Origin of the sequence: Hydrogenophaga sp. 2FB (genome assembly GCF_005503365.1) — a bacterium.
Lineage (GTDB): Bacteria > Pseudomonadota > Gammaproteobacteria > Burkholderiales > Burkholderiaceae_C > Hydrogenophaga.
In genome coordinates this window covers 93929-111134 of sequence record NZ_SCML01000008.1, presented here as the reverse complement: position 1 = coordinate 111134, position 17206 = coordinate 93929, and the positions used below count along the sequence as shown (strand labels likewise).

The window sequence follows — 17206 nt, the reverse complement described above, 5'->3', positions numbered from 1 at the left end:
TCCATCCACACACGAAGGACATCACCATGAAACAAGTCTTCGACGTCCAGGGCATGACCTGCGGCCATTGCGAAAAATCCGTCACCACCGCCATCAAGCTGCTCGATCCCCAGGCCAAAGTCACCATCGACCGCAGCCAGAACCGCGTCGAGGTGGACACGGCGCAGACGCGCGAAGCCCTGGCCGAGGCGATCCGCGAAGAAGGCTACGCCGTCGCGGCCTGAGCACCATGCCGAGCGACCGCCTCTTGCGCACGCTGGCGCACACGGACGAACAAGACCCCGCTGACGCGCTGATCCGCTGGCCCGTCAGCATCGGCAAGGCGGCGCAGCTCAGCGGCATTTCGCCCAAGATGCTGCGCCACTACGAAACCCTGGGCCTGCTCGCCGCCGTGCCCCGCACCGACAGCAACTACCGCCAGTACAGCCTGGCCGACGTGCACACCCTGCGCTTCATCCGCCGCGCGCGCGACATGGGCTTCGGTCTGGACGCCATCACCGAGCTGGTGAGCCTGTGGCACAACCGCCGGCGCAGCAGCGCGACCGTCAAGCGCATCACGCAGAAGCACCTGGACGAACTGGCCCAGCGCATCGAAGCGTTGCAGGCCATGCAGCGCACCCTGGGCCAGTTGCTGCACCTGTGCCCGGGCGACGACCGGCCCGACTGTCCCATCCTGGACGACCTGGGCCAGCCGGGTGCCGCCGAGCAAGGGCTCCACTGATACCTGCAGGTACACTTTTCACCGTTTGCAAGAAACCGCTTGCCGTTTCGTGCGGCGCAGTCGTTGCGCTCCGGCAGCCCCACCGGAAAGCACCCATGACGCCTTCACACAAGCGGACCAGCACACCTTCGACCCTTCTGGTCATCTTGCTGGGCTCGCTGGCCCACACCGCCCATGCCCAGGGACAACCGGCCAGCGACACCGGCGCTGCAACGCCCAAGTGGGGCGCCCACATCGACCTCGAAGCCAAGCCCGGCAACAAGCGCAGCCTGGGTGAAATGGACCTGTTTGTGCCACTGGCGCAGGGCCCGAACACGCTGTTCTTCGGCAATTTGAGAGGCCGCATCGCGGAAGGCAACAGCCACGAAGGCAACGTCGGTCTCGGCGTTCGCCGCATGCTCGACAGCGGCTGGAACCTGGGCGCCTTCGTCCACCTGGACCGCCGCCGCACCCCGTCGGGCAGCCGCTTCAAACAGACCACCCTGGGCCTGGAAGCACTCGGGCGCGACTGGGATCTGCGCGCCAACGTCTACAACCCGCAGGGCAACCGGGTCCGCGACCTGGCTTCCGGCCCCGCCACCGCCACACTGTCCGGCACCACCGTTCAGGTGACGTCATCGATGCTGCAAGAGCGCGCACTCCCTGGCCACGATCTGGAGGCGGGTTGGCGCGTGCCTGTGTTCGGCGCGGACGACCACCGGCAATGGCGCCTCTACCTGGGCAGCTACCGTTTTTCCGACAGCCTGGCCAAGGTGTCCGGCGTGCGGGTGCGCGCCGAATACGCGGTCGCCGAGCTGCCGCAACTGTGGCGAGGCGCACAGATGACCCTGGGCGCCGAACTGCAGCACGACGCCGCTCGCGGCAGCCAGCACTTCGTCAGCCTGCGCCTGCGGATCCCCTTGGGCGCGCGCCCGGAAGGCCGGCGTCTCAACGCACAGGAACGGCGCATGACCACGCCCGTGGTACGCGACGTCGACATCGTCACCCAGGTCAAAACCAGTGCGTCGACGGTCGAAACGGCGACACAGCTGGCCAATGGACAAAACCTCACGGTGATCTCGAGCGACTCGACCACGGGCGTGGCCCTGCCCGGTGCGGTGGCCGCCGCGGGCGCCAACAGCACGGTGCTCCTCACGGGTTCGTTCAACACCAGCGCGATCACCCAGCTGCAGCCGGGCCAGACCCTCATGGGCACCGGTTCGCTCGTCGTGCGCACACCGAGCGGTGTCACGGCCTCGCTCACCGCACCCGGCGCCACCATCACCGGCGCCGTGGCGGGCAACAACGGCGCGGTGCACATGGGCAACAACAGCACCTTGACGGGCATGACCGTCAGCAACGTCTCCACCGGTGGTGGCGTGCCCAATCCCTTTGCGGTTTTCGTGAACGGCGTGAGCAACGCGACCATCCGCAACAACGCACTGAGCGTGACCGAGAACCATGTTGGCGGCAGCGCGCAAGCCATTCTCATCACCAACGGCTCCAGCAGCATCACGGTGACGGGCAACCAGCTCACGGCCACCGGGACTGGCATCGCTCTCGGCATCAACGTGGTGAACTCCAGTGCCACGGTCAGCGGCAACACCATGAGCGCCACGGGCGGTGGTGGTGGCGCCAACAGCCGCGCTGTCGGCTTGAACAACGCCAACATCCTGCCCGGCTCGAACGGCAACACCATCCTGAATGGCATCTGCAGCGTCGCCGGTGCGGGTTCGGGTGGCCAGGTCGGGTTCACCAACGCCGCGAGCTGCGGGCCGTGATGCCCTGGCGCCGAGTGCCGCGCCAGCTTGCACATTTGCTGCAAGAAGCAACACGAAACTTTACAAAGCCGGCACGTTGAGGGCACGGGGCGGAAACACGCGCGCCGGACACTGAAACCACTCCGCAGCCCGACGCCTCGTCGCTGTGGAGGTTCATCCTCAACAGTGTCACCAGGAGTTTCCATGACAAAGCTTCCGAAACGCGCCCTGCTCGCCGCCACGCTGGCCACCGCCCTGGTCGGCGTTTCCGCCACCGCGCTGGTGCAGGCCTCCGTGCCGCAACCCGCGTCGGCGGGTGTGGCCCCCACGGTCACCGTTGTCGCCCAGGCCGACACCGCCGCCCCCAAGCCTGCGCCAAAGCCCGGGCGCCTCACACCCGAACAACGCGACCAGAAACGCGCCGAGCGCATGGCCCACATGCAACAGAAGATGGCCGAACGCCAGGCCGTTTTGAAAGCCGAGCTCAAGCTCAAGCCCGAACAGGAACCGGCCTGGAACGCCTTCGTGGCCCGCACGCAGCCGCAGGCGCGCCCTGCCCCCCAAGGCGCCCGCGAAGACTGGTCCAGGCTGACCACGCCGCAGCGCCTGGACAAGGTGCAGGCCCTGAAAACCCAACGCGACGCGGCTTTCGCCCAACGCACCGACGCCATCCGCAGCTTCTACGCCGCGCTGGACGCCGAACAACAAAAGGTTTTCGACGCGAAACACCTGTCGGGCTTTCAGCGCACGGGCATGCGCGGTGACCATGGCGGAAAACACCACCACCAGCGCCACCACGGCGGCACCGTCTGACCCTGCCAGCACCGAGAAAAGTTGTCCCTGACTTCTCTATAAATAGTCTTAATACAAAATAGCAGTAGTAGTAGAGGGCGCTGTTCCGTGTGGACAAGCGCCCTTTTTCTTTGCACACCAAGGACTTGCGTCACTCGGAAGCCTGTGTGAAGCGGGCTGTTGCTGGCGTTCGCGAATGGGGACAAAACCCGTTTCGCCCATGGTTCTGTGGATAACCATATGTTTGTTAAAAAGTTATACACAGTGTTGTGCAAAACAAGGGCTCCAAAGCGCTGAAACATGCGTTGACACCTGCGCACGGCCGCTTGCTCTAGCAACCTGGGGCGGCTGTTAAGATGCGCCGCTTCACAGCCAGCCCGGCCCAGCCCGCGTTCCTGCCGCTGGCCTGTTTTTGGACCCGTTTTCGCCCATGTCTGTCGCCCTCGCAGGAACCGCACCGAGCACCTTTGAAATCAAGAGCGCCTACCTGCCGCTGGTGGCGCTGATGCTCAAGTCGTCCAACCTGGAGCGCCTGAGCCAGGAAATGGCGCAGCGTTTCGGCGACATGCCGGATTTCTTCGACAACGACCCGGTCGTGATCGACCTGCACCCCCTGAACGTGGCCGAGGCCAGCGCGATGCCCGACTTCGGCGCCTTGCAGACCCTGTTGCGCCAGTACCGGTTGGTGCCCTTGGCGGTGCGCGGCGGCACGATCGAACAAACGGCGATGGCCCTGGCGGCCGGCCTCACGCACGCACCCGATGCGTCGGTGCAGCGCGCGCCCCCGGCCGCGCCACTGGTCGAACCCTTTCCCGCCGCGCCTGTGGCGCAACCCGAGCCCGCGCCCATCGCCCCCGCCGGCGCACTGGTGATCGACAAACCCTTGCGCTCGGGCCAGCAGGTGTATGCGCGCGGCCGCGATCTGGTCGTGATGGCGATGGTCAACCCCGGCGCCGAGGTCATCGCGGATGGCCACATCCATGTGTACGCACCCCTGCGCGGCAAGGCCATTGCCGGCGCGCGCGGCAACAGCGAAGCGCGCATTTTTGCGCTCTCGATGGCGCCCGAGCTCATTTCCATTGCCGGTATCTACCGCACCAGCGAAGTTCCCCTGCCCGAGTCGGTGCTGGGCAAGGCTGCTCAGGTGCGCCTGTTGCCCGGGCCCGAGGGCGACGACAAGCTCGTGATCGACGCCCTGGGCGCTTGAGCCCGACAGCTGCTTCATTTTTCGAACAGAAGGACCTACCACCATGACCAAAATCGTTGTCGTCACCTCCGGCAAAGGCGGGGTGGGCAAGACCACCACCAGCGCCAGCTTCGCGTCCGGCCTGGCCCTGCGCGGCCACAAGACCGCCGTGATCGACTTTGACGTCGGCCTGCGCAACCTGGACCTGATCATGGGTTGCGAGCGCCGCGTGGTGTACGACCTGATCAACGTGATCCAGGGTGAAGCCAACCTCAACCAGGCGCTCATCAAGGACAAGCAGTGCGACAACCTGTTCGTGCTGGCCGCCAGCCAGACGCGCGACAAGGACGCGCTGAGCCAGGAAGGCGTGCACAAGGTGCTGACCGATCTGGCCGCCATGGGTTTCGAGTACATCGTCTGCGACTCGCCTGCCGGCATCGAGACCGGTGCGCTCATGGCCATGCACTACGCCGATGAAGCGCTCATCGTGACCAACCCCGAAGTCTCCAGCGTGCGCGATTCCGACCGCATCCTGGGCATGCTCGGCAGCAAGACGCAGCGCGCCATCGACGGCAAGGACCCGATCAAGGAACACCTGCTGATCACGCGCTACAACCCGGGCCGCGTGGCCGAAGGGCAGATGCTCTCGCTGGAAGACATCCAGGACATCCTGCGCATCAAGCTGATCGGTGTGATTCCGGAAAGCGAAAATGTGTTGACCGCGTCCAACCAGGGCACGCCGGCGATCCACCTCAAGGGCACCGACGTGGCCGAGGCCTACAGCGACGTGATCGACCGCTTCCTGGGCGCGGAGAAACCCATGCGTTTCATCGACGCCGAAAAAGCAGGCTTCTTCAAACGCCTGTTCGGGGGGAAGTAAGGCATGTCCCTGCTCTCATTCCTGCTCGGCGAAAAGAAAAAAACCGCCAGCGTCGCCAAGGAGCGGCTGCAGATCATCCTGGCGCACGAGCGCAGCGGGCGCAGCGCGTCCGAGCCCGACTACCTGCCGTCGCTGCAGCGCGAACTGGTGGCGGTGATCAGCAAGTACATCAAGATCAACCCGGACGACATCAAGGTCCAGCTCGACCGCCAGGACAACCTGGACGTGCTCGAAGTGAAGATCGAACTGCCCGATCGCAAGTAAGCGGGCGGGCCGCAAGGCCCTGCCGTCCTAGGGGCGCTGCAGTATATTCAGGGCCCTCAACGATGGGTATGGATGGCAAGCGTGAGAGCAGCAAAGACGAAAGCCAGCGGTGGCGCCGCGGTTGAAGACCGCCCGACCCAGCTGATCGAGATCGCGTCCCGCCTCTTCGCCGCGCATGGCTACGCCGGCACCTCGCTGCGCGACATCGCGGAAGAAGCCAACATCACCAAGGCCGCGCTCTACTACCACTTCCCCAACAAGGAAGCGCTGTTCGAGCAGATCCTCGTCGACAACCTCCAGGCCTTGATCGACCGCGTCAGCGACGCCATCAAACCGACGGACAGCGCGATCGATCAGGTGCGCGCTTTCATGCTCACCGCGGCGGACGTCTTCGCCGAAGCGCCCGACGCATGGCTCGCCGGGTCGCAAGTCTTCTGGTCCGGCATGGGTCCGCAGGTGCGCGCGGCCGCGGTCAGCCGCCGCGACCAGTTCGAGCAGCTGCTGCGCGCCTGCATTGCCCGAGGCGTTGCCTCGGGCGAGTTTCGCGACGTGGAGCCGGCGGTGGCGGGGCGCCTGCTGCTGTCGACGCTCAATCAGATGACGCGGTGGATCAAGCTCAATGGTCGGTTGAAGCCAAGGCAGGTGATCGAGCAATACCTGGACATCATCCTGATCGGGATGAAGACACCCGGGGCTTAGCCATCCGCTCGGTCCATCGCCGCCAGCAGCGCATGGATCGGATCGTTGCCGTTCACCCCACCGATCGGCTGCCGCGGACCAAAGCGTTCCGCCTCCGTCCCCTCGGGCGTGCCCAGGTGCCGCAACCAGTCGTACACCACCGTGCGCTGCGCGATGCGCCACTCGTCACCGCGCTTCTCGAAGCGATCGACGTAGCGACCGGCCAGGAACACCTCGCGCACCACGCCTTGCGCATCGCGGTCGCGCTGCAGCGCCATGAAGTAGGTCTCCACCGCCGCCTGCGTGCCCCGTAGCGTGATCGACAGGTTGGCGATGTTGTGCACCGAGCGTTCGCCCTGGGTGCGCAGCTTCTCCAGAGCCCAGTCGATGAAGCCCGAGGCGCTGCCCTGGTAAGGCCCGTGGCGGTCGGTGGCGTCCGGCCAGTAGGCGCTGCGCAGGGCCGCCTCGTCCTGGCGGTCGATGCCACGGCAATAGCGAAACATGCATTCGCGGATCGCTTCGCGGTCCATCAGCTCGCCCACGTGTCGGGCCATGTCGGGGGTGTTCATAAGGGTATCTCCTAGTCTGTGGAGGCTAGCGTACTTACTAACCGGCCGGTAGAATTTTCTGCGAACACAGCACGAAAGACAAGCATGGCATTGCGGATGGACGGAAAAGTTGCCCTGGTCACCGGTGGCGCACAAGGCATCGGGCGCGCAATCTGCGAACGTTTCGCCGCCGAAGGCGCGATCGTCGCAGTGCTCGACATCAAGGCCGAGAACGCCGAGCGCGCCGCGCAGGCGATCCGCGACCAGGGCGGGCAGGCCGTGGCCTGCGCCGGCAACGTGGCCGAACGCGCCACCTTCGAATCCGCGGTCGACACCCTCGAGCGCCAGTTCGGCCGGCTCGACGTGCTGGTCAACAACGCCATCTGGGTGCGCTACGGCCCGATCGACGCGATCACGCCCGAGGTGCTCGGTCGCATGGTGGGCACCGGTTTCAATTCGGTGGTGTGGGGCACACAGGTCGCCGCGGGCCTGATGGCAAAAGGCCGCGGCGGTTCCATCATCAACATCGCGTCGGCCGCCGGCTTTCTCGGCATGCCCAACGGCATGCTCTATTGCGGCGTCAAGGCCGGCGTGCTGGGTCTCACCCGCGCTTCCGCGGTCGAACTCGGTCCGAAGAAGATCCGCGTCAACGCCATTGCGCCGGGCACCATCATGACCGAGGGCGTGAGCATCAACGTGGACGAAGCCGGCATGGCCAAGCGCATCGCGCGCACGCCCGTCGGCCGCCTGGGCCAGGTCGAAGACATCGCGAACGCCGCCGTGTTCCTGGCCGGCGACGAGAGCGGCTTCATGAGCGGCGAATCGATGTTGATCGACGGCGGTGTGACGCACGCATTCCTCTGAGCACCCACTTCCCATGCATTCGCTCCATCCCCTCTTCTTCCCGTCGTCGGTGGCCATCATCGGCGCGTCGTCCGACCCCGAGCGCATTGGCGGTCGGCCGCTGCGTTTTCTGGTCGAGGCCGGTTTTGCCGGTGCGATGTACCCCATCAACCGCAGCGGCGCCGCCGAGATCCAGGGCCTGCCCGCCTTTGCGAGCTTGGCCGATGTGCCCGGCCCGGTGGACCACGCCATCGTCGCGGTGCCCGTGGCCGGCGTCGAGGCCGCGCTGCAGGACTGCGCCCGCAAAGATGTGAAGGTGGTGCAGGTGTTCACCGCGGGGTTCGCCGAGGCCGATGCCGCGGGAGCCGAACTGCAGGCGCGGCTGGTGCGCATCTGCCGCGAGGCGGGCATGCGCATGGTCGGCCCGAACGCGCTGGGGCTGCTCAATCCGTCGGCGAAGTTCTACGCCACCTTCTCCACCGCGCTCAATGGCCTGCGGCCCAAGCCGGGCGTGATCGGCATGGCCACGCAGAGCGGCGCCTTCGGTTCGGCCGCGTACGGCATGGCGACCTTGCGTGGCATCGGGTTGAGCCGCGTGATCGCGACCGGTAACGAAGCCGACGTGGATGTGGCCGAATGCATTGATTACCTGGCCGACGACGCCGACACACGCGTGATCTGCGCTGCGCTGGAAGCCTGCAAGGACGGCACGCGACTGCGCGCCGCGCTGCGCAAGGCCGCTGCCGCCGGCAAGCCGGTGGTCATCATGAAGATCGGCCGCACGGAAGTCGGCGCGGCCGCGGCCGCGACACACACCGGCTCGCTGGCCGGCAACGACGCGATCTACGACGCCGTGTTTGCCGAGTGCGGCGCGCACCGCGCGTCATCCATCGAAGAGATGCTCGACATCGCGCACCTGTGCGCCGTCACCGGCCAACTGCCGGCGAACGAGCGCATCGGCATCATGACCGGCTCGGGCGGCATCGGCATTCTGATGGCGGACGACGCGTCCGACCTGGGCATGGCGCTGCCGCCGCTCACCACCGCCTCGGCCGACGCGCTGCGCGCACTGCTGCCCTTCGCGGTGCCGGCCAATCCCTACGACACCACCGCGCAGGTGACTTCGGTGCCCGACGGCGTGGCACGCGTGCTCGACGCGATGCTGCTGCCCGGTTCGCCCTTCGGCAGCCTGTTCGCCTACCTCGCCCACGTGGGTCTGTCGCCGTCGCGTTTCGCGTCGACCGAGCAACGCATGATCGAACTGCGCGCGGCGCATCCGGACCGGCCCCTGGTGCTGGTGATGCTGTCCGAGCAGGGCGTGACCGAGCGGCTCGAGGCCGCGGGCGTGGCGGTGTTCGCCGACCCGTCGCGCGCGGTGCGCGCGGTCGCCGGTGCGGCGCGCATGGCGAGGCTGCGGCGCGAGATGCGCGGCGATGTCGCCGTCGCCAGCGGCTCACAACCGCTGCCGCCGGCCGCGACGGAGGCCGAGGCCAAGGCGCTGCTCGGCGCGGCCGGCATTCCCGTGCTGCCCGAACAGACCTGCACCAGTGCCGAATCGGCGGCGCGCGCCGCGGACGGCATGGGCTATCCGGTGGTCGCGAAAATTGTTTCCGCTGACATCCCGCACAAGACCGAGGTCGGTGGCGTGCTCGTCAACCTGCCGGATGCCGCCGCCGTGTCCGCCGCCTACGACACGCTGATGTCCAGCGCCGCCGAGCGCGCGCCGCAGGCCCGCATCGATGGCGTGCTGATCGCGCCGATGGTGCGCGGCGGCGTGGAGACCATCATCGGTATCCACATGGACGCGGTGTTCGGCCCGATGGTCATGTTCGGCCTGGGCGGCACCGCGGTGGAGCTGTTCAAGGACGTGGCCTTCGCCTCCGCGCCGCTCACGCCCACGCAGGCGATGTCGCTGGTCGACGCGGTGCGCTCGTCGGCCCTGCTCAAGGGCTGGCGCGGCGGGCCGGCCTACGACACACAGGCCCTGGCCGATGCGCTCAGCCGCCTCTCCGAATTCGCGGTGCGCCATGCCGACCACCTGGCCGGCATCGACATCAACCCCTTTGTCGTCAACCCCCGGGGAGCGGTGTGCCTGGATGCCCTGATCTCCACACGCCCGGCCCCCGTCAACCCCAGCCAGAGAGCACACACATGATGGACCTCAACACACTCCTCCTGACGATCGAAGACGGCGTCGCCGTCGTCACGCTGAACCGCCCGCCGGTCAATGCGCAGAACGCCGAGATGCGCGACGAGATCACGCGGGTGTTCGACACGCTCAGCGACATGGACGACGTCGCCGCCATCGTGCTCACCGGCGCCGGCAAGGTGTTCTCCGCCGGCGCCGACATCCGCGAGCGGCCCAACCTGGCGGCCACGCCGGGCGCCTATGGCCGGCACAACCGGCTGGTGCGCGAGTCGTACTACGCGGTGGTCGAATGTTCCAAGCCCGTGATCGCCGCCATCAACGGCGCCGCGCTCGGCGCGGGCTTCGGCCTGGTGATGGGATCGGACATCTGGGTCGCTTCGGAGGACGCCTATGTCTCCATGCCCGAGATCAACGTCGGCCTGGCCGGCGGCGTGACTTTTCTGCAGAAGTTCTTCAGCCAGTCGCGCGCGCGCCGCATGTTCTACACCGGCATGCAGGTGTCGGCGCAGGAGCTGTACCGCCTCGGTCTGATCGAAGCCTGCGTGCCGGCCGCCGAGCTGATGCCCTATGCCATGGGCATCGCGCGCGAGATCGCCTCCAAGAGCCCGATTGCCGTGCGCCTGGCCAAGGAAGCCGCCCGCATGACGCTGACGATGCCGCCGCGCGACGCCTACCGCTACGAGCAGGGCAACACCGTGGCGCTGTCGAAGACCGAAGACACCAAGGAAGCGCAGCGCGCCTTCTTCGAAAAGCGCAAACCGGTCTTCACCGGACGCTGAGTCGAACACATTCACCCTCCACACGCACCACCATGTCCCCACGCCGGATCCCTTCTTCGCGCCCCGCTCCCGCGGTGGCGCCCGGTGCGCCGGACACGCGCGAGAACCAGCTGCTGGCCACCGCGCGCCGTCTGTTCGCGCGCGAGGGCTACGAGCGCACCTCGATGCGGGACATCGCCGAAGCCTCGGACATCACCAAGGCCGCGCTGTACTACTACTTCCCGAACAAGGAGGCGCTGTACGAGCGGGTGGTGCTGGAGTCGATGCAGTCCCTGGTGGACGAGGTCTCCGCCGCCGTGGCCGCGGCGGATTCGCCGACGGCGCGCATCCGCGCCTTCATGCAGTCCTCGGCCGACGTGTTTGATCTGGCGCGCGACCGGTGGATCGCCGGTTCCCGCGCTTTCCGCGAAGGCGCCAGAGGCGGCCAGCACCTGGCCGCGATCGCGCTGCGCGATCGGTACGAAAACCTGTTGCGGCAGTGCATCGCCGACGGCATCGCCAGCGGCGACGTGCGCGCCATCGACCCCGCCATCGCGGGCCGCTTCCTGCTCTCCGGCCTGAACCAGATGACGAACTGGCACCGGCCCGATGGCCGCCTGGGCGTCACCGAGGTGATGCAGCAGTTCCTCGACATGGCCCTGAACGGCCTGCTCGTCGACGCGCGTCCCGCGGCGGCGGGCGCCAAGCCGCGCACGACCACGGGCCGCCGCGCGGCCGTCCCCACGACCCTCTGACCCAGGAAAAACATGCACACCATTTTTCACGCCTTTGTCACTGACCGGTCGGCAGGTCAATTTACCCGCAGAGCCGCCACCGTGCTCGGGGCCGCCGCCGCATGGGCCGCGTTCAGCGCACTGTCGCCCTCACCGGCCCTGGCGCAAACCGCGCCGTCGGCCCAGCACGGGCCATTTCCCGGTGGCCCGACCACGCTGATCGTGCCCTACGCCGCGGGCGGCCTCACCGACAACCTGGCCCGCGCCCTGGGCCAGCGCCTGGCCGAGCGCTGGGGCCAGCCGGTGGTGGTGGACAACCGCGCCGGCGGCGGCACCGTCATCGGCACGACGGCCGCGGCCCGCGCGCCGGCGGACGGCCGCACCCTGCTGGTGACCAGCTTCGGCTTCACCACCAACCCGTTCATGGTGGCGAACCTGCCCTACAAGCCGAGCGCGCTGGAGCCGCTGGCGATGATCGCGGTCGCGCCGGCCATCCTGTTCGTGCATCCCTCGGTGCCGGCCGACGACGTGCCCTCGCTGGTGAAGTACCTCAAGACCTCGGGCAAGCCCTTCAGCTTCGCGTCGTCGGGCAACGGCTCGAGCCCCCACATCGGGGCCGAACTTTTCGCTTCGCTGATCGGCGTCAACATCGTCCACGTGCCTTACCGCGGCAACGGGCCTGGTCTGAACGATCTGATCGGCGGCCAGGTGCAGGCCATGTTCGATTCGAAGGCCGCGTTGTCCTTCGTCAAGGCCGGCAAGCTCAAGGCGCTGGGCATCAGCGCGCTCAAGCCGTCGGCGCTGGCGCCCGATCTCAAGCCGATTGCGCAATCGGGCGTGCCCGAACTGGCCAACTTCGCCACCGGCAGCTGGTTCGGCGTGCTGGTGCCCGAGGGCACGCCCAAGCCGATCCAGAGCCGGCTGTACAGCGACATCCGCGCCGTGCTGGACACGCCGGACATGCGCGAGGCCATCGATCGCGCGGGCGTCGAGCCGCTGCTTTTGAGCCAGGCCGAATTCGCCGCCTACCTGAAGGTGGAGGCGGAACGCTGGGGCCCGGTGATCCGCGACAAACACATCAAGGCGGACTGACACCATGGACGCACACGCACCCCTGGCGCCGGACGACCTGAAGGTCGAGGGCCGCCTCGATGGCCGGCGCATCCTCGTCACCGGTGCGGCCTCCGGCATCGGCCGCTCGGTGGCCGAGGTCTTCCTGCGCGCCGGCGCCCGCGTCGCGGCGCTGGACCGGCAGCGGCCGACCGGCCTGCCCGGCGAGGCGCTCTGCCTCGAAGCCGACGTGACCGATCCCGACGCCGTGGCGCGCGCGGTGGACGAGGCCGCCAACGCCTTCGGCGGCATCGACGGCCTCGTCAACGCCGCCGGCATCGCCAACACCGACTGGGCCGACCAGGTGAGCCTGGCGGACTGGACGCGCGTGCTGGAGGTGAACCTCACCGGCAGCTTCATCGTCTGCCGCGCCTGCCTGCCGCACCTGCGCGGGGCTGGCGGCGGCACCATCGTCAACTTCGCGTCGGGCCAGGGCCTGACGCCGTTCAAACAGCGCAGCGCCTACGCCGCCTCCAAGGCCGGCGTGATCTCGCTCACCCGCTCGCTCGCGATGGAGTGGGCGCCGCAGGTGCGCGTCAACACCGTCTGCCCCGGCGCGGTCGACACGCCCATGGTGCGCGGCGGCTACAGCCCCGAGGTGCTGCGCGTCGAGGTCGGCCCGCGTTACGCGCTCGGCCGCATCGGCGAACCCCACGAGATTGCGCTGGCCGCGCTCTACCTGAGCAGCGCGGAATCCTCGTTCGTCACCGGCATCGTGCTGGCGGTGGACGGCGGGCGCAGCTACCACTGAACCGGATCGGACAAAGGACACCCATGAACGGCCTGATGCAACAGCATCCCCTGCTGCTCTCCGGACTCATCGACCACGCCGCCGCGTACCACGGCGAGCGCGAAATCGTCAGCCACCTGGTGGACGGCAGCACCCACCGCAGCAACTGGCGCAATGTGCAGCAGCGCGCCAAGCGCCTGGCCCATGCCCTGACGCGCCTGGGTGTCGGCGCGGGAGACCGGGTCGCCACGCTGGCCTGGAACACGCACCGCCACCTGGAGTTGTACTTCGGCGTGTCGGGCATGCAGGCCATCCTGCACACCGTCAATCCGCGGCTCTTTGCGGAGCAGATCGCCTACATCGTCAACCACGCCGAGGACGGCTATGTCTTCTTCGACACCAGCTTCGCCGCGACGCTGGCCGAGCTCGCGCCGCAACTGGGCCGGGTGAAGGGTTTCGTCGCGCTCTGCGAGCGTGCGCAGATGCCGGACGTGGCATTGCCCAACCTGCTCTGCTACGAAGACCTGCTGGCCGACGCTTCGCCCGATTTCGACTGGCCGGTGTTCGACGAGAACACCGCCTCGTCGCTCTGCTACACCTCGGGCACCACCGGGAACCCCAAGGGCGTGCTGTACAGCCACCGTTCGACGGTGCTGCATTCCTTCACCGCCTGCGCGGCCGACGGCCTGGCCATTTCCGCGCGCGACAGCGTGCTGCTGGTGGTGCCGCTCTTTCACGTCAATGCCTGGGGCGTGCCCTATGCGGGTGCGATGTGCGGCGCCAAGCTGGTGCTGCCCGGGCCGCACCTGTCGGGCGAAAACATCTACCGCCTGCTGCGCGAGGAACGCTGCAATTTCTCGCTCGGCGTGCCCACGGTGTGGCTGGGCCTGTTCGATTACATCGAGCGCCACCGCGCGTCGCTCGACTTGTCGGAGATCGTGCTCAAGCGCTTGATCGTCGGCGGTTCGGCGGCGCCGCGCGCCATGATCCAGAAGTTCGAAGAGTTGCTCGGCGCCTACGTGATCCATGCCTGGGGCATGTCCGAGACCAGCCCGCTCGCGACCATCGGCACGCTGCTCGACAAACACCGCGATCTGGCGCTGCCGCAGCGCTACGACGTGCAGGCCAAGCAGGGCCGCGCGATCTACGGCGTGGAAATCGAGATCTTTGGCGAAGACGGCCAGCCGCTGCCGCACGACGGCAAGGCCTTCGGCGACCTGAAGGCGCGCGGGCCCTGGGTGGCGTCGGGCTACTACCGCGCCGACGGCGACGCGACCGATGCCGCGGGCTGGTTCCCCACCGGCGACGTGGCCACGCTCGACGCCGACGGCTTCGTGCAGATCACCGACCGCTCCAAGGACGTCATCAAGTCCGGTGGCGAATGGATCTCGTCCATCGACCTCGAGAATGCGGCCGTGGGCCATCCCGACGTGCAGGAGGCCGCCGTGATCGGCGTGGCCCACCAGCGCTGGCAGGAGCGCCCGCTGCTCGTGATCGTGCCCAAGGCGGGCACGCAGCCCACGCGCGAAGACATCCTGGCCTTCATGGCGGACAAGGTCGTCAAGTGGTGGATGCCCGACGACGTGGTCTTCGTGGACACGCTCCCCCATACCGCCACCGGCAAGCTGCAGAAGCTCAAGCTGCGCGAGCAGTTCCGGTCCTACCAGCTCCCGACCGACGTGGCCCTCAGCGGCCCCGCCGAATAAGCGCGCGACACCCCGCGCAGCACCAAGGCTCCCCACCCGATGACCCATCTCGACGAAACCCAGACGATGCTGCGCGACAGCGTGCAGGCCTTCCATGAGCGGTACCCGGCGCCCGCGCGGGCCAGGCGCCTGCGCGACCAGGCCATTCCTTTTGACCGAAGCATCTGGCAGGCCATGGCCGAGGCCGGCTGGAGCGGCGTGCTGGTGCCCGAATCCCTCGGTGGACATGGTCTTGGCGTGGCCGAGGCGATGCTGATCGCCAGCGAACTCGGCCGCGGCCTGGCACCGGAGCCCTACGTGGCCTGCGGCCTGATGGTGGTGCAGGCGCTCGTGCCGATGGCCGAGCACTCGGCGTCCGCGCGTGCGCTGCTCGAGCAGGTGCTTTCCGGCCAGACGCTGGCCGCGCTGGCCTGGCAGGAAGCGGCCGGCGAGCTGTCCATCGACGACGTCCGGATGCGTGCCGTGCGCCAGGGTGAGGGCTGGCAACTGCAAGGCGCGGTCAAGTGCTTCGTGCCCCTGGCCGATGCCGCCGACGGTTTCCTGGTCTACGCACTGGACGATGGCAAGCCGGTGTTGTTCTGGATCGCGCAGCCCACCACGGTCCGCACGACCCGCACCATCGATGGACTGAACTTCGGCGAGGTGGATGTCGCGGGTCTCACGCTGCCGGCCGATGCCCTGCTCGCGAGCGGACCGGCCGTGCGCGACGCGGTCGCACAGGCGATCGAGCTGGCCCGCCTGGCCAGCGCATTCGAACTCGTGGGGGTGGCCGAACGCGCACTGGACGCCACGGTGGCCTACACCTCGCAGCGTGTCCAGTTCGGCAAGCCCATCGCCTCGTTCCAGGCGCTGCAGCACCGCATGGTCGACATGTGGATGCAATGCCAGCTGTCGCGCGCCTCGGCCGAAAACGCCTTGCTCGACTGGGCACGCCCGGTCGACGATGCCATGCGCATGCCGTCGCTGCGCGCGGCGCGCGCACGCGCCGGCGCCACGGCGCTGCTGGTCGGCAAGAGCGCCATCCACCTGCACGGCGGCATGGGCATCGCCGACGAAACGGACATCGGCCTGTGCCTCAAGCGTGCGTTGGCGCTGTCGGCCTGGCTCGGCAACCCGCTCTGGCAACGCGGCCAGTTCCTGGACGAACTGATGAAGACCGGCCGCGTGGGGCAGTCCGACAACTCGCCCCTCGTGGTGGCCGATGACCTGGACGTGGCCGAGCTGTCCGATGAGGAATTCCGCCGCGCGATGGCGACCTGGATTGCCGCCAACTACCCACCCGAGAAGCGCTTCATGAAGAAGCGCGCCTACTACGCCGACATCGCCGACTGGTACCAGGCGCTGTCGAAGAAAGGCTGGCTCGCACCCTCCTGGCCCAAGAGCGCTGGCGGCATGGGCCTGTCGGCGAGCAAGCAGGTGATCTACGCCGAAGAGATCGCGCGCCACGGCTGCGCGCGCATCCCCGACCACGGCCTGGCCATCGGCAAACTGCTGCTCATGCACGGCTCGCCCGAGCAGATCAACTACCACCTGCCACGCGTGCTGAGCGGCGAGATCATGTGGTGCCAGGGCTATTCCGAGCCCAACGCGGGCTCCGACCTGGCCAGCCTGCGCACGCGCGCCGAGCGCGATGGCGAGTTCCTCGTGGTCAACGGCCAGAAGACCTGGACCACGCTGGGCCCGGGCGCGGACTGGATGTTCGCGCTGGTGCGCACCAGCAAGGCCGAGGGCGCCAAGCAGCGTGGCATCACCTTCCTGCTGATCGACCTCAAGACGCCGGGCGTGAAGGTGCGCCCCATCGTCAACCTCAAGGGCGAGGGCGAGTTCAGCGAAGTCTTTTTCGACAACGTGCGCGTGCCGGTCGCCAACGTCGTGGGCCGCATCGACGACGGCTGGAGCGTGGCCAACTCCTTCCTGCGCGAGGAGCGCATCTTCTTCGGCACGCCGCGCCAATGCGAATACGCGCTGGCCCAGCTCGATCGCCTCGCCGAGGCCACGAACGCACTCGCGCAGGGCGATTTCCGCGACCGCTACGCGCAGCTCGTGCTCGACGTGCGCGACCTCAAATCCGCCTTCGAACTTTTCATGGGGCGGTTGCGCGGCGGCGAAGAACTCGGGCCCGAGGTGTCCTACCTCAAGGTCTGGGGCACAGAAACCTACCAGCGCATCACGGACGAACTCGTGCAGCTCGCCGGCGACCACGGCGGCCAGATCGACGACGTGGTGATCGATGGCATCGCGGCCGACGTGATGAACCAGTACCTCGACTCGCGCATGCCCGCCATCTTCGGCGGATCGAACGAGATCCAACGCAACATCCTCGCCAAGCAGATTCTGGCGCTGCCTTCGGGCCGCACCTGATACCCCC

At 67.8% G+C, this 17206-nt stretch carries 17 protein-coding genes; 16 read left to right on the top strand and 1 reads right to left on the bottom strand.

Features of this window, described 5'->3' with window-relative positions; genetic code table 11:
- The first annotated feature begins 26 nt into the window (after positions 1-26).
- The 8 genes from FFS09_RS07210 to FFS09_RS07175 all read left to right on the top strand — a co-directional run bounded on the left by FFS09_RS07210 (position 27) and on the right by FFS09_RS07175 (position 6281).
- Positions 27-224 carry a heavy-metal-associated domain-containing protein gene (locus FFS09_RS07210; RefSeq protein WP_137918184.1) on the top strand — a complete coding sequence of 66 codons (198 nt, stop codon included), beginning with the start codon at positions 27-29 and terminating at the stop codon, positions 222-224.
- A gap of 5 nt (positions 225-229) precedes the next feature.
- On the top strand, positions 230-721 hold the full coding sequence (cueR, locus tag FFS09_RS07205; protein WP_137918183.1) for a Cu(I)-responsive transcriptional regulator: 492 nt from the start codon (positions 230-232) through the stop codon (positions 719-721).
- A gap of 95 nt (positions 722-816) precedes the next feature.
- Positions 817-2481: an inverse autotransporter beta domain-containing protein gene (locus FFS09_RS07200; protein ID WP_137918182.1), complete on the top strand. Its 1665-nt coding sequence runs from the start codon at positions 817-819 to the stop codon at positions 2479-2481.
- 183 nt (positions 2482-2664) lie between these two features.
- Positions 2665-3273: a Spy/CpxP family protein refolding chaperone gene (locus tag FFS09_RS07195; RefSeq protein ID WP_137918181.1), complete on the top strand. Its 609-nt coding sequence runs from the start codon at positions 2665-2667 to the stop codon at positions 3271-3273.
- Positions 3274-3682: 409 nt separating this feature from the next.
- Positions 3683-4459 carry a septum site-determining protein MinC gene (minC, locus tag FFS09_RS07190; protein WP_137918180.1) on the top strand — a complete coding sequence of 259 codons (777 nt, stop codon included), beginning with the start codon at positions 3683-3685 and terminating at the stop codon, positions 4457-4459.
- A gap of 43 nt (positions 4460-4502) precedes the next feature.
- A complete protein-coding gene (gene minD / locus FFS09_RS07185; protein WP_137918179.1) occupies positions 4503-5318 on the top strand; it encodes a septum site-determining protein MinD in 816 nt (271 codons plus the stop codon).
- A gap of 3 nt (positions 5319-5321) precedes the next feature.
- The gene (minE, locus tag FFS09_RS07180) at positions 5322-5582 is read left to right on the top strand and encodes a cell division topological specificity factor MinE (protein WP_137918178.1); all 261 of its coding nucleotides are present in this window, start codon (positions 5322-5324) and stop codon (positions 5580-5582) included.
- A gap of 81 nt (positions 5583-5663) precedes the next feature.
- Entirely contained in the window at positions 5664-6281 is a 618-nt protein-coding gene (locus FFS09_RS07175) for a TetR/AcrR family transcriptional regulator (protein WP_171019901.1), read from the top strand.
- On the opposite strand, the gene FFS09_RS07170 is transcribed toward FFS09_RS07175, so the two are convergent.
- Positions 6278-6829 (bottom strand): nuclear transport factor 2 family protein, encoded by a 552-nt coding sequence (locus tag FFS09_RS07170; RefSeq protein WP_137918176.1) that lies wholly within the window; start codon positions 6827-6829, stop codon positions 6278-6280. The genes FFS09_RS07175 and FFS09_RS07170 overlap by 4 nt on opposite strands.
- 84 nt (positions 6830-6913) lie before the next feature.
- On the opposite strand from FFS09_RS07170, the gene FFS09_RS07165 reads away from it, so the two are divergent.
- The 8 genes from FFS09_RS07165 (at position 6914) to FFS09_RS07130 (ending at position 17199) form a co-directional block, all read left to right on the top strand.
- Positions 6914-7672 carry an SDR family NAD(P)-dependent oxidoreductase gene (locus tag FFS09_RS07165; RefSeq protein ID WP_137918175.1) on the top strand — a complete coding sequence of 253 codons (759 nt, stop codon included), beginning with the start codon at positions 6914-6916 and terminating at the stop codon, positions 7670-7672.
- 13 nt (positions 7673-7685) lie between these two features.
- Entirely contained in the window at positions 7686-9806 is a 2121-nt protein-coding gene (locus FFS09_RS07160; RefSeq protein WP_137918174.1) for an acetate--CoA ligase family protein, read from the top strand.
- A complete protein-coding gene (locus FFS09_RS07155) occupies positions 9806-10579 on the top strand; it encodes an enoyl-CoA hydratase/isomerase family protein (RefSeq protein ID WP_137918215.1) in 774 nt (257 codons plus the stop codon). The genes FFS09_RS07160 and FFS09_RS07155 overlap by 1 nt, the downstream gene beginning before the upstream one ends.
- A 32-nt stretch (positions 10580-10611) precedes the next feature.
- On the top strand, positions 10612-11313 hold the full coding sequence (locus FFS09_RS07150) for a TetR/AcrR family transcriptional regulator (protein ID WP_137918173.1): 702 nt from the start codon (positions 10612-10614) through the stop codon (positions 11311-11313).
- Positions 11314-11394: 81 nt separating this feature from the next.
- Entirely contained in the window at positions 11395-12384 is a 990-nt protein-coding gene (locus tag FFS09_RS07145; RefSeq protein WP_212745066.1) for a Bug family tripartite tricarboxylate transporter substrate binding protein, read from the top strand.
- Between the two features lie 4 nt (positions 12385-12388).
- A complete protein-coding gene (locus FFS09_RS07140) occupies positions 12389-13153 on the top strand; it encodes an SDR family NAD(P)-dependent oxidoreductase (RefSeq protein WP_137918171.1) in 765 nt (254 codons plus the stop codon).
- 23 nt (positions 13154-13176) lie between these two features.
- A complete protein-coding gene (locus FFS09_RS07135) occupies positions 13177-14838 on the top strand; it encodes a 3-(methylthio)propionyl-CoA ligase (RefSeq protein WP_137918170.1) in 1662 nt (553 codons plus the stop codon).
- Positions 14839-14877: 39 nt separating this feature from the next.
- Positions 14878-17199, top strand: coding sequence for an acyl-CoA dehydrogenase family protein (locus FFS09_RS07130; RefSeq protein WP_137918169.1), 2322 nt, complete (start codon positions 14878-14880; stop codon positions 17197-17199).
- Positions 17200-17206: the final 7 nt, after the last annotated feature.

Coding starts and splice junctions, on each gene's coding strand:
- FFS09_RS07135 (WP_137918170.1), top strand. CDS start 13,177: ATGAACGGCCTGATGCAACAGCATCCCCTGCTGCTCTCCGGACTCATC.
- FFS09_RS07160 (WP_137918174.1), top strand. CDS start 7,686: ATGCATTCGCTCCATCCCCTCTTCTTCCCGTCGTCGGTGGCCATCATC.
- FFS09_RS07170 (WP_137918176.1), bottom strand. CDS start 6,829: ATGAACACCCCCGACATGGCCCGACACGTGGGCGAGCTGATGGACCGC.
- FFS09_RS07165 (WP_137918175.1), top strand. CDS start 6,914: ATGGCATTGCGGATGGACGGAAAAGTTGCCCTGGTCACCGGTGGCGCA.
- minC (WP_137918180.1), top strand. CDS start 3,683: ATGTCTGTCGCCCTCGCAGGAACCGCACCGAGCACCTTTGAAATCAAG.
- minD (WP_137918179.1), top strand. CDS start 4,503: ATGACCAAAATCGTTGTCGTCACCTCCGGCAAAGGCGGGGTGGGCAAG.
- FFS09_RS07200 (WP_137918182.1), top strand. CDS start 817: ATGACGCCTTCACACAAGCGGACCAGCACACCTTCGACCCTTCTGGTC.
- FFS09_RS07155 (WP_137918215.1), top strand. CDS start 9,806: ATGGACCTCAACACACTCCTCCTGACGATCGAAGACGGCGTCGCCGTC.
- minE (WP_137918178.1), top strand. CDS start 5,322: ATGTCCCTGCTCTCATTCCTGCTCGGCGAAAAGAAAAAAACCGCCAGC.
- cueR (WP_137918183.1), top strand. CDS start 230: ATGCCGAGCGACCGCCTCTTGCGCACGCTGGCGCACACGGACGAACAA.
- FFS09_RS07130 (WP_137918169.1), top strand. CDS start 14,878: ATGACCCATCTCGACGAAACCCAGACGATGCTGCGCGACAGCGTGCAG.
- FFS09_RS07195 (WP_137918181.1), top strand. CDS start 2,665: ATGACAAAGCTTCCGAAACGCGCCCTGCTCGCCGCCACGCTGGCCACC.
- FFS09_RS07140 (WP_137918171.1), top strand. CDS start 12,389: ATGGACGCACACGCACCCCTGGCGCCGGACGACCTGAAGGTCGAGGGC.
- FFS09_RS07210 (WP_137918184.1), top strand. CDS start 27: ATGAAACAAGTCTTCGACGTCCAGGGCATGACCTGCGGCCATTGCGAA.
- FFS09_RS07150 (WP_137918173.1), top strand. CDS start 10,612: ATGTCCCCACGCCGGATCCCTTCTTCGCGCCCCGCTCCCGCGGTGGCG.